The 11772-nt window shown below is 64.6% G+C and carries 11 protein-coding genes; 9 read left to right on the forward strand and 2 right to left on the reverse strand.

Going from position 1 to position 11772, the window contains the following annotated elements; genetic code table 11:
* Positions 1 to 28 precede the first annotated feature (28 nt).
* The 6 genes from thiD (at position 29) to ATE71_RS13560 (ending at position 5591) form a co-directional block, all read left to right on the forward strand.
* Positions 29 to 1171, forward strand: coding sequence for a bifunctional hydroxymethylpyrimidine kinase/phosphomethylpyrimidine kinase (gene thiD / locus ATE71_RS13535; RefSeq protein WP_058803869.1), 1143 nt, complete (start codon positions 29 to 31; stop codon positions 1169 to 1171).
* A complete protein-coding gene (locus ATE71_RS13540; protein ID WP_235588019.1) occupies positions 1168 to 1722 on the forward strand; it encodes a ribonuclease HII in 555 nt (184 codons plus the stop codon). Before thiD ends, ATE71_RS13540 begins: the two co-directional genes overlap by 4 nt.
* Positions 1723 to 1738: 16 nt before the next feature.
* Positions 1739 to 2635, forward strand: a complete 897-nt coding sequence (locus tag ATE71_RS13545) for an oxidoreductase (RefSeq protein ID WP_058803871.1) — start codon at positions 1739 to 1741, stop codon at positions 2633 to 2635.
* A 217-nt stretch (positions 2636 to 2852) separates the two neighbouring features.
* Positions 2853 to 3992 carry a site-specific DNA-methyltransferase gene (locus ATE71_RS13550; protein ID WP_058803873.1) on the forward strand — a complete coding sequence of 380 codons (1140 nt, stop codon included), beginning with the start codon at positions 2853 to 2855 and terminating at the stop codon, positions 3990 to 3992.
* Positions 3992 to 5122, forward strand: a complete 1131-nt coding sequence (folP, locus tag ATE71_RS13555) for a dihydropteroate synthase (RefSeq protein ID WP_058803875.1) — start codon at positions 3992 to 3994, stop codon at positions 5120 to 5122. Before ATE71_RS13550 ends, folP begins: the two co-directional genes overlap by 1 nt.
* 88 nt (positions 5123 to 5210) lie before the next feature.
* The gene (locus ATE71_RS13560; protein ID WP_058803877.1) at positions 5211 to 5591 is read left to right on the forward strand and encodes a host attachment family protein; all 381 of its coding nucleotides are present in this window, start codon (positions 5211 to 5213) and stop codon (positions 5589 to 5591) included.
* A 7-nt stretch (positions 5592 to 5598) separates the two neighbouring features.
* Here the strand turns inward: ATE71_RS13560 and ATE71_RS13565 are convergent, their stop codons facing one another.
* Positions 5599 to 7029 carry a sigma-54-dependent transcriptional regulator gene (locus ATE71_RS13565; protein WP_058803879.1) on the reverse strand — a complete coding sequence of 477 codons (1431 nt, stop codon included), beginning with the start codon at positions 7027 to 7029 and terminating at the stop codon, positions 5599 to 5601.
* Between the two features lie 231 nt (positions 7030 to 7260).
* Here ATE71_RS13565 and ATE71_RS13570 point away from each other — a divergent pair, with 231 nt between their 5' ends.
* The 3 genes from ATE71_RS13570 to ATE71_RS13580 all read left to right on the forward strand — a co-directional run bounded on the left by ATE71_RS13570 (position 7261) and on the right by ATE71_RS13580 (position 9275).
* Complete coding sequence (locus ATE71_RS13570) at positions 7261 to 7383, forward strand: aa3-type cytochrome c oxidase subunit IV (RefSeq protein WP_058803880.1); 123 nt, start codon at positions 7261 to 7263, stop codon at positions 7381 to 7383.
* A 10-nt stretch (positions 7384 to 7393) separates the two neighbouring features.
* Entirely contained in the window at positions 7394 to 8515 is a 1122-nt protein-coding gene (locus tag ATE71_RS13575) for an NAD(P) transhydrogenase subunit alpha (protein ID WP_058803882.1), read from the forward strand.
* Between the two features lie 142 nt (positions 8516 to 8657).
* Complete coding sequence (locus ATE71_RS13580; protein ID WP_058803884.1) at positions 8658 to 9275, forward strand: response regulator; 618 nt, start codon at positions 8658 to 8660, stop codon at positions 9273 to 9275.
* On the opposite strand, the gene ATE71_RS13585 is transcribed toward ATE71_RS13580, so the two are convergent.
* On the reverse strand, positions 9261 to 11504 hold the full coding sequence (locus ATE71_RS13585) for a sensor histidine kinase (protein WP_082665209.1): 2244 nt from the start codon (positions 11502 to 11504) through the stop codon (positions 9261 to 9263). The genes ATE71_RS13580 and ATE71_RS13585 overlap by 15 nt on opposite strands.
* Positions 11505 to 11772: the final 268 nt, after the last annotated feature.

Below are 11772 nucleotides of genomic sequence, written 5' to 3' on the forward strand. Positions count from 1 at the left end.
TATCGGCTCCCATCGACGGAGTTGTTCCATGACCGCCCGCGTGTTGATTATCGCCGGCTCGGACAGCGGCGGCGGCGCAGGCGTCCAGGCCGATATCAAGGCGGTCACGATGCTGGGCGGTCATGCGATCACCGCGATCACCGCGATCACCGCGCAGAATACGCTAGGGGTGCAGGGCGTCCATCCGGTTCCGGCCGCGATGGTGCTGGCACAGATCGACAGCGTAGCATCGGACATCGGCGTCGACGCGGTGAAGATCGGCATGATCGGCAGCGCCGAGACCGCGGCGGCGGTCGCCGACCGGCTGGCGCAGCCCGATCTCGCGGCGGCAGCGCTCGTGTTCGATCCGGTGATGATTGCGACCAGCGGGTCGGTCCTCGCCGACGATGCCACGATCGCGGCGTTCAAGGCCTTGCTCGATCGCGCAACGGTGGCCACGCCCAACCTGCCCGAACTCGAAGCGCTCGGCGGCGAGGAAGCGGTGCTTGCGCATGGCTGCTCGTTGCTCGTCAAAGGCGGGCATGCCGAGGGCGAGACGGTGATCGACCGATTGCTGGAGGCCGGCGAGGGGGAGGTTGCGCGCTGGGAGGCGCCGCGGATCGATACGCCGCACAGCCACGGGACCGGCTGTACGCTGGCAAGCGCGATTGCGACGGGGCTGGCGCAGGGCATGCCGCTCGAACCCGCGATCGCGCGCGCGCGCGATTTCGTGCGGCTGTCGTTGCTCGACGCGCCGGGCCTTGGCACGGGGCACGGCCCGATGGGGCAGCAATATGTGCGCAACGACGGGCTGTTCACCGGCCCTGCGCTCAACCAGGTCACGCTTCCCGCAAGCGACTATACGGTGTCGGTGGCTTTCTACAAACAGATGGGTTTGAAACAGATCGTCGATAGCCCCGACAATGGGTATGCGCGCTTCGAAGCGGCGAACGGAGTCACCTTGTCGATCCACGCCAGCGATGAAGCCGCGGGCGGTACGACAACCTATCTGGAAAGCGGCGCGCTCGACGCGTGGGTCGCCTATCTGGCGCGGCGCGGGCTGCGTTTCGACCAGATGCCGAAGGACGAGGAATGGGGCTGGCGCGAAGCGCGGCTGACCGATCCCGCAGGCAATCGCCTGTGCCTCTACCAGGCGGCCGAATACCGGAGATATCCGCCTTGGCGTATTTGACTGTCGGCGTCGATGAGGCTGGGCGCGGGCCGCTCGCGGGGCCGGTCGTCGCTGCGGCCGTGCTGCTCTGCGAAGGCGGGATTGCCGGGCTCGACGACAGCAAGAAATTGACCGCAAAGCGGCGTGGCGAACTGGAGATCGAGATCAAGGCCCGTTGTCGCTGGGGTGTCGGCGAGGCGAGCGTCGCTGAAATCGACCGGATCAACATCTTGCAGGCGACCTTCCTCGCGATGACGCGCGCGGTCGAGGCGTTGGGGTTCGATCCGCATGAGGTGCTGGTCGACGGCAACCGTCTGCCCAAATGGCGTTACAGCGCGCGCGCGATCATCGGCGGCGATTCGCTGCATCCTTGTATTTCGGCGGCCAGTATCCTTGCAAAGGAACATCGCGACCGCTTCATGGTCGCGGTGGCCCGCGATTATCCGGGCTTTGGCTGGGAGACCAATATGGGCTATGGCACGGCTCATCACCTCGCGGCGCTGCGAAAGCATGGACCGACGCCGCATCACCGCGCCAGTTTCGCCCCGGTTGCGCAACTGACGCTGATCTGACCGGCGGGAGAGGGCGATGCGCAACGGATTTACGGCCGACGATGTCGGCACGCAAACGGGCCGGCGCTTCCTTGTCACCGGGGCCAACGCCGGTATCGGGTTCGAAGTTTCCAGGGTGTTGGCCGCGCGCGGCGCCCATGTCGTCCTCGCATGCCGCGATGCCGATAAGGCGGAGGCGGCGATGAACCGCATCCGCGTCGATGTGCCGAACGCCGACCTATCGTTCCAGCTGCTCGACCTTGCCGATCTCGATCAGGTTCGCGATGCCGCGAAGGCGATATTGTCGGCGCCGCGGATCGATGTGCTGGTGAACAATGCCGGGGTGATGATCCCGCCGCGGTCGCTGACCAAGCAGGGGTATGAGCTACAATTCGGGGTCAACCACCTCGGCACCTTTGCGCTGACCGGCCTCGTCCATCCGCATGTCGACGATCGAATCGTCGTCACGGGCAGCATCGCGCACAAGAGCGGGGAAATGGATTACAGCGACCTATCGGCGTCGCGCGGCTATCATAATTGGGCGCGTTACCAGATGAGCAAACTTGCGAACCTGCTCTTCCTGTTCGAGCTCGACCGCCGATTGAGCGCCGCGGGCCGCGCGACGCAGGCGATCGGGTGTCATCCCGGCGTCGCGCTCACCGAATTGCAGCGCCACCTGCCGTTGCCGCTCCGCGCGATGACCCCGCTCGCCTCGCCGTTCTTCAACAGCGCGGCGCAGGGGGCGTGGCCCACATTACAGGCGGCGACGGGCGCGCGGGTGCAGGGCGGCGACTATCTGGGCCCGCAGGGGTTGGGCGAGGTGACGGGCCGTTCGGGTCCGGCGCGCGCGGCGCGCATGGCGCGCGATCCTAATCTGGCCGGTGAGCTGTGGCTGCGGTCGATCAAACTGACCGGGGTCGATCCGAAGCTTTGAACCGTCGCGGCGAATTTTTTTTGCCGGTGAGTCCTCGTTGCCACACCACCAGTGGTTGAGTCCGCGATTCGCCCGGGACTCCATATCGTGTGTCAGACTCCTTTCGTTCTCGCTCCGTTAACCAGTTAGTCACGCGGAATCCCTAGAGTCCTGCGCTTGACGGCGGTTGCCGCCTGACTCATCAGGGCCTTCTTTCAGTCGAAGACAGGGGCGAGACATGGGTGTAATGGAACGGGTCAAGGCGCCGGCGACGAAGCGGCGGACGCCCAAGGTCGACCCTGCGGACCTGCCGCTCGACAGCATATTGCAGGGCGATTGCGTCGAGATGATGCGCTCGCTTCCGGCCGCGTCGGTCGACATGATCTTCGCCGATCCGCCCTATAATCTCCAGCTCGGCGGCGATCTGCTGCGTCCCGACGGCAGCCAGGTCGACGCGGTCGACGACGATTGGGACAAGTTCGACAGCCTCGCGACCTATGATCGCTTTACCCACGCCTGGCTGAAGGAAGCGAAGCGCATCCTGAAGCCGAACGGCAGCATCTGGGTGATCGGCAGCTATCACAATATCTTCCGCGTCGGCACCGCGCTGCAGGACAATGGCTATTGGATCCTCAACGACATTGTGTGGCGCAAGGCGAACCCGATGCCCAATTTCAAGGGTACGCGCTTCACCAATGCGCATGAGACTTTGATCTGGGCGTCGATGGGCGAAAAGTCGCGCTATACCTTCAACTATCGCGCGATGAAGACGCTGAACGACGAGCTTCAGATGCGCTCGGACTGGCTGATCCCGATCTGCGGCGGCCAGGAACGGCTGAAGAAGGGCGGTACGAAGGTCCATCCGACGCAAAAGCCCGAGGCGTTGCTTTATCGCATCCTGCTCGCCTGTTCGAACCCCGGTGACGTGATCCTCGATCCCTTTTTCGGCACGGGCACAACGGGCGCGGTCGCGAAGCGCCTCGGCCGCCATTTCATCGGGATCGAACGCGAGGATGATTATATCGAGGCTGCGCTCGAACGGATCGAGCTGGCGCTGCCGCTCGACGAAAGTGCGGTAAAAACGATGATGGCGCCCAAGGCCGCAACGCGCGTCGCGTTCGGCACGCTCGTCGAAGGCGGGCTGATCGCGCCGGGAACGTTGCTGACCGACGCCAAGCGACGCTGGAAGGCAAAGGTGCGCGTCGACGGCAGCCTCGATTGCGAGGGGCAGACGCCGGGATCGATCCACAAGGTCGGCGCGGGCGTGCAGGGCGCGCCGAGCTGTAACGGCTGGACCTTCTGGCATGTCGATACCGGCAAGGAATTGCGGGTGATCGATGCGGTGCGGCAGGACTGGCTGCTGGCGAACGAGGCCTGATGTTCCAGCCGCTGACCAAGCCGGACCTCGGCGCCGCGTCGGCGGATGCGCAAATCTATTGCCGCCCGACCTGCTTCGTCGACCGCCCGCACGAACTCGATGACAACTGCCTGCGGATCGCCGATTCTATGGTGTGGTTCGCCGCATGGCACGTCAGCCTGCGCGATGGCTTGAATGTCAAATCGACGATCGTTCCGGTTCCCGATTGGGACGGATGGATCGCCGCGATGCCCGACCGGCTCGCCGAGGCGGCGGATACGCAGCGCGCCGGTCTCGCGCGACCGCGCGGCAATCTCCAACTTGGCGAACGAACGATCCGGCTGAACGAGCCGCAGATCATGGGCATTTTGAACGTCACCCCCGACAGTTTTTCGGACGGCGGCAAGCATGTCGATGCCGCCGCTGCGGCGGACGCGGGCTTTGCGATGGGCGCGGCGGGTGCGGCGATCGTCGACGTCGGCGGCGAATCGACGCGTCCCGGCGCACCGCTGATATGGGAAGGCGACGAGATTGCGCGTATCGAAGGCGTCGTTGCGGCGCTGGCCAAGGGCGGCGTTGCGGTGTCGATCGACACGCGCAAGGCCGCGGTGATGGAGGCCGCGCTGGCAGCGGGTGCGCGCATCGTTAACGATATTTCGGCGCTGCGCTATGACGACCGCGCGATGGATGTGGTGGTGCAGGCGGGCTGCCCCGTCGTGCTGATGCACGCGCCATCGGCCAAAAGCGACCCGCACGAGGGCGGGACCTACGGGCATGTCCTGTTCGACGTTTACGACATGCTCGCCGAACGCGTCGCGACGTGCGTCGCGGCGGGGATCGACCGCGCGAAGATCATCGTCGATCCGGGGCTTGGCTTCGGCAAGGGCGTCGGCGAGAATCTGGCGCTGATAAATGGGCTCGCGCTGTTTCACACGCTTGGCTGCCCGATCCTGTTCGGTGCGAGCCGCAAACGGATGATCGGCGCGCTCGATAACGAAGCGCCCGCCGACCAAAGGCTGGGCGGCACCGTCGCGCTCCACTATCAGGCGGCGGCGCAGGGCGCGCAGCTGCTGCGCGTCCACGACGTTGCCGAGAACCGGCAGGCGCTGCGCATCTGGCGCGGGCTGCGCGATGCCGCGTTGACGGCCTGATCGGGCGAACGACGCAACCTGGAAGGTATCGATGCGTCTCCCCTATGAGGGCCGCCTTTTCAGGCGGCCGGTAACAAAGGAGACTTTCATGCAACTGCCCCACGACACCCATGTCGCAGTCGCCGACGGCAATCGTTTCGTGCTGTTTCGCAACGATGGCGACGAAGGGCTGATCAATCTGGTCGATGCTTCCAGCCCGGACGTCGACACGACCAATCGGGGTGGCGCGAAACCGGAACCCCGCGACCTTGACGAGCGTGGTCATGCGGCAGGGGTTGCGGCCTTCCTGAACAAGCTGGTGCTGGGCAATGAGGTTGAGAAGCTGCTGATCATAGCCGACCCGAATACGCTCGGCGTGATGCGCAGCCATTATCACGGCGAACTGGAAAAGCGGCTGGTTGGCGAGATCGCCAAGACGTTGACCAACAGCGACACGAGCCAGATCGAACAGGCGATCACGGCCGCCTGAGCCGCCGTCACGCGGCGGTATCGATCCCGAGGTCGCTCAATTTGCGGTAGAGCGTCGAGCGCCCGATGCCGAGGCGGCGGGCGACTTCGCTCATGCGGCCGCGGTAATGGCCGATCGCGAGGCGAATGACGTCGGCCTCGATCTCTTCGAGCGGGCGCAGATTGCCGTCGGGGAGGTAGAGTGTGACACCGATCGCCTCGCCGTTGATCGCAACCTCGCCGTCGCTGGCTGTGCCGCCGCCGAGTGTCGCCTCGATCGCGCGGAAATCGGCGGCGGTGAGGACGTCGGTCGTGCTGCCCACCGCGGCGCGGAACAGCACATCCTGAAGCTGACGGACGTTGCCCGGCCAGGCATAGGCGGCGAGCAGGCGCAGCGCGTCGTCGGTGACGCCGATCGGTCCCATGCCCGGAAGGCCACCGATGCGCGCGAGCAAATGGCGCGCGAGCGGGCCGACGTCGCCGCGTCGCTCGGACAGCGAGGGCAAGGTGAGCTGCGCGCTCGAGAGCGCGTAGAACAGGTCTTCGCGGAAATGTCCCGCCTCGATCAGCTTGTCGAGCGGGCTGGCGCTTGTTGCGATGATGCGCACATCGACGCTCTGGCGGATTGATCCGCCGATCATCTGGACTTCGCCGCTGTTCAAAAACTCGACGAGCTTCGCCTGCGTTTCGAGCGGGATGCATTCGACATGGTCGATGATGATGCTGCCGCCGTCCGCCTGGACGAGCCGGCCGACCTGCCGATCGAAAGCACCCGCAAAGGCCCCGCGTTCATGGCCGAACAGGCCCGATCCGATCAGGCCCGGCGACACCGCCGAACAATCGACCATCACCAGCGCGCCGCGCGCGCGCGGGCTCGCGCTGTGGATCGCGCGGGCAAAGACCTCCTTGCCGGTGCCCGGCTTGCCGTTGATCATCACCGGGACGCGCGCGCGCGCGGCCTTGGCGGCGATCGCGAGTGCGCTGCGGAAATTGGGACTCGACCCGATGATTTCCTCGAAAGCCAATGGAGCACGAAGCTTTTCGGTCAGCGGACGCAGCTCGCCCTGGGGGCCGCTGGTCGACACGACACGATCGAGCGCTTCGAGCAGGCGGTCGGGGGCGATGGGTTTCTGGACGAAGTCGCTCGCCCCGGCGCGCATCGCGCCGACCGCGACTTCGACCCCGTTGCGCATCGTGATGACGACGAGCGGCAGCGCGGGGCGCCAGCGGCGCAATTCGGCGACGAATTCCGCGACCGGCATGCCGGGCACGCCCTGGTCGACCAGCACCGCGTCGAGCGCCATGCCTTCCTGCGTACCGAGTTTGGCAAGCGCGGTGTCGGTATCGGCCGCGATCACACTGCGCCAGCCGCCGCGCGACACCAATGCCGCCAGAAAGCGCTGTTGAGCAGGCTCACTGTCGACAATCATCACTGTTCGCGTGTCGCGCGTGCTTGCCATCGTTCCGAATCTGCCCCCTGAACCAATAAGTCTATGTGGTTGTTCCGTGGATGAAGCGAGGTCTAGCCAATAGGGGTAAAGGGGCGATTAAGGCCATTCGACTTTTGCCGCGCATCGCTAGCTTCGGCTATTGAGCATAGGCGAGTGCGTAGCTAAGACCGGCGCAAAGGCCGATTCTGGACCGGGGCGGCGCGCCCGAGGCATCGAACCGGCAGCTGAAGGGGAAAAGCCATGGCACAGCAGGAAATGAAGGCGGCCGAGGAAACCTATGCGGGTTTCATCAACCTGTTCAAGATCGGGTCGATCATCACGGCGATCGTCACTGTCGGCGTCGTCCTCCTGATCGCGTCCTGACCGGACCGTGGTGCGCATCGCCGTCCTGAAGGAGCTCGCCGATGGCGAGACCCGCGTCGCCGCGACCCCGGAAACCGTGAAGAAATTCATTGGTCTGGGGGCTGAAGTTGCCATTGAATCCGGGGCGGGGGAGGCAGCATCGGTTGCCGATGCCGATTATAGCGCTGCCGGCGCAAGCGTCGGCAAGCGTACCGATGTCCTGAAGGGCGCGAACATCATTCTGGGCATTCAGGGACCCGACCCGGCGACTTTGAAGGGCTTTGCCGAAGGTGCCTGGCTCGCGGCCGGGCTCAACCCCTTCGGCGAACGCGCGCGCGTCGACGATTATGCGAAGCTCGGGCTCGAGGCGCTGGCGATGGAGTTCATGCCGCGCATCACGCGCGCGCAATCGATGGACATTCTCTCGAGCCAGGCGAACCTTGCCGGTTACAAGGCAGTTCTGATCGCCGCGAACGCCTATGGTCGTGCCTTTCCGATGATGATGACTGCCGCGGGCACGGTCAGCGCCGCAAAAGCCTTTGTGATGGGCGTCGGCGTCGCGGGGCTTCAGGCGATCGCGACCGCGCGCCGCCTTGGCGCGCAGGTCAGCGCGACCGACGTGCGTGCGGCGACCAAGGAACAGATCCTCTCGCTTGGCGCGAAGCCGATCTTCGTCGAGACGGTGGCGGGGATCGAAGGCGAGGGCGCCGGGGGCTATGCCACCGAGATGTCCGACGAGTATAAGGCGGCACAGGCCGAACTGGTATCGTCGCACATCGCCAAGCAGGACATTGTCATCACCACCGCGCTGATCCCGGGACGCCCCGCGCCGCGGCTGATTTCGGACGCACAGCTTGCGACGATGCGCAGCGGCAGCGTAATCGTCGACATGGCGGCCGAAAGCGGCGGCAACGTCGAAGGCTCGGCGCCAGGCGAAACGAAGAAAATCCACGGCGTCACGGTCATAGGCGCAAAGAATATCGCCGCGATGATGCCCGCCGACACCAGCGCGCTGTTCAGCCGTAACCTCTTCAACTTTCTGTCGGCTTTTTGGGAAAAGGAAGCGGGCAAGCCGGTGCTGGACGAGGAGATCGGCAACGCCGTGCGCCTGACGCAGGGCGGAAAGGTCGTGAACGAACGGCTGCTCGGCTAAGCCTGCTCGTGCCGAAAGCCCGCGTCGGCCGCCGGATCGTGCCGGCCTGACGACAATATGCCGGCGTCACCCCAATATTATTCGGGTTGCGGCGGGTGCGATATCGGCGGAATAGCTGTCATGGGCTGAGCGGGGCGCTGGCATGACGGTAAAGCATAATGTTCTGATCGTGGACGATCATCGCATCACGCAGAGCGGGCTGCGGTTCCTGTTCGATTCGCTCGATCGCTATGCGGTGGTCGGCGCGCTCGACCGCGGGGCGACGGTGGGCGCCTTTGTCCAGTCGCAGCCCGTCGATCTGGTGATTCTCGACCTCAACCTGCCCGACGTGCGCGGGATCAACGTGCTCGCCGAAATCGTCGGGTCGCGCGACATGACGGTGATCATCCTGACCGGCGAAACGCACCTCAACGAAATCCATTCGGCGCTGAAGCTCGGCGCGCGCGCGGTGGTCAGCAAGTCCGATCCGCTCGACCATATCGTCGCGGCGTGCGACGCCGCGCTGGCGGGCGATATCTATATCTCGCCGCATATCGGCGAGGCGCTCGGCAAATTCCAACAGCCGCCAGTCGCGTTGTCGTCGCGGCAAATGGCGATCCTGCACTATCTGGCGCAGGGCGAGACCAACAAGGAAATCGCCTATCGCCTGGCGATCGCGCCGCCGACGGTATCCTTCCATATCGCCGAACTGCGGCGCAAGCTCGACGCCCCGCACAATCGTAAGATCGTCGAGCGCGCGAACGAGCTAAACCTGCTCTGACCGGTCCGCGGCGAACAGCGGATGCGCGAGCAATTCGCGGCACGGCGGCTTGATCGCGACCATATCGACCAATTCGCTGAGCCGCCCGCGCGTAACCGTCGTATCGTCATAGGTCAGCGCGGCGACGCGGCTCGCGGCGGTTGCCAATCCGGTTTCAAAGCCCGGACGGTCGTCGAAATCGAGCAGGGTCCAGCCCTTGAGCGGCGCGCGCAACTCTTCGATGGAAACCGGGGTGGTCGTGGCAAAGGCGGCGGGCAGCAGGATGCGGATTTCGGTTCCGTCCGCGGTCGAGGATTCGATCTTCAGCGATCCATGCAATGTGTGGATGATACGCCGCGCCGACCCGAAACCCGACCCGGTGCCTTGGACATTTTCGTCCGCGCGAATCCGCGATTCGGTACCGCTATTGAGCGCCGCGACGACCTCCGCCGGCATTCCGATCCCGCTGTCGCGTATGACGATCATCGCCTGCCCGCCGGCGAGCGACAGGGCGATGCTCGCGCCGCCGCGGTCGGTGAATTTATAGCTGTTGCTGATCAGGTTGGCGAGCGCCCGCATCAACAGGGGCTTGTCCGAAATGATGGTGATATCGCCATCGACGCGGACATCGAGTGACAGTTTCTTGCCGGCGAACAGCGTCTTGAACATCATCGACAGCGGTTCGACGAGCGCTTGCGCGCGAAAGCTGCTTAGCGCGACGAAGCCGGAATCGCCGGCGGCGATATTGGCACCCGAAATCGTCGTCGAAACGATTTCATTCAGGTAGTCGGCCGAACTTTCGAGCATTTCGACCAGCCCGCGATCGGCGCCCGATCCGTCGCGTCGCTTGAGCACATCGACCGCACTGTTGAGCGCCAGGATCACCTGCCGGCTGTCATGCCCCGACGCGTGTAGCAGCGCATTCTGGCTGTTCACCGTTTCCAGCGCCGACGCCTTTTCCTCGGCCAGTCGTTTCGCCTGCTCGCTCATTTCCAGCCGTTCGGACAGCGAGCGCGCATAATTGGCGTCGGCGGCAATCTTTTCCTGCTGGATTTTCTTGAGGTTCAACCCGAGCGCCAGCGTGACCATGACCGATTCAAAGAGCCCGACGGGGCCGGCGAGATGCCAGTTGATCGGTAGCCAGGTAAATACGCCCATCGATGCGATGGCGGCGTAGATGATGAACAGGGCCAAGCTGGCCCAGCCCACGAAAAGCGGCCACAATTGGTACCCGAGCTGCCTCATCGCCGCATAGCCGACGAAGGGCAGGAACAGCGCGACGGCGACCGCGACGAGCCAACCCGACAGATGCAGGAAAAATCGCATGCCCGCCGGATAGGCGGCGAGCCCCGGCTGGAGCAGCATGACCGCGACAGCGAAGAAGATCAGCGCCTTCAGCGCCATGTCGCGCCGCGGGAAATTGATGCGTGTGTTGACGAAGCTGCGGCAGAATTGCGCCATCGACGCGGCAAAGCCGCATTTGATAAAATCCTCGACCGCCACACCCGTTAGCGGTTTGTCATAGAGGAAGAAGATCGTGATATAGCCTTCCGAATGGATGGTATTCAGGGCAAAAAAGGCTTCCGCCACCGCGAGCCACAGAAATTCCCTGAACCCCGTAATCGAGAAGAAGAGGAAATTGAGGAGCAGCAGCGTCAGCGCGCCCACGACGACGCCCGACACCATCGAGATATTGGCGCGTCGTTCCTTGAAAAAGCTGCCATAGCTCTGGATCCGGAGCGGCATGTAGGTCGAATTTTCGGAAACAAATTCGATCGCGACCAGCTTTTCCTGCCGCGGGGCGAGCGCAAGCTCTGCGCTGAAGGCCTGATAGGTGCCGAGATTGCGCCGCGCCGCCTCTGAATTGGTGCCGTCGACGATTAGCGAGAGCTGGCCGCGCCGCGCTTCGTAGAGCCGGAAATGCTTGAGCGAGCCGCGGCCGGTGGTCAGGATCCAGCTGCCCTGTTCATAGCTGGCATTCCGGACTTTCAGCAGGACGACGGTCCGGGTTCCCGGCGGTCCGAAATGGATGGTCGGACCCTCGATGCGCTGCAAGGGACCGGCCAGTATCTTGTCCAGCTGGGGTGTTCGCGTCTCGCCGGGGCGCTTGGCGAACCGTACGAAAGGCGCGAGCGGCGGGGCGTCTTCGTGCGCTTCCAGATCGAGCACCGGCAATTGCCCGGCTTCCGCGCGCGCCGGTTGCGCGGCAAAAAGGGCCATGAGGCCTAGGACCGCGTATAATAATTTCATCAGCACCCCCGCGCCGCGCGGGGAGCAGGTGCGCCATCGGGCACCCGGCGGGCGTGCGCTTCCGCGCGCCCGTCATCTGTTGCAGCCCACCCCCCGGTGATCGTCTTTCGTAACGGCCCCGGGCGCCTGTACGCAAGGGGGGCGGCAACGGCCCGTCGCAAAATTACCCTAAAAAACATTGGGTAGACGCTACGCCACGCCTCCTTCTAGTCATCGCGCACAAAGCCGGGGCGATCGAACCCGAAGGGCTTGAGGGCGCATAGCATTG

The organism is Sphingopyxis sp. H115 (assembly GCF_001468465.1).
In the GTDB taxonomy this organism is placed as follows: Bacteria; Pseudomonadota; Alphaproteobacteria; order Sphingomonadales; family Sphingomonadaceae; genus Sphingopyxis.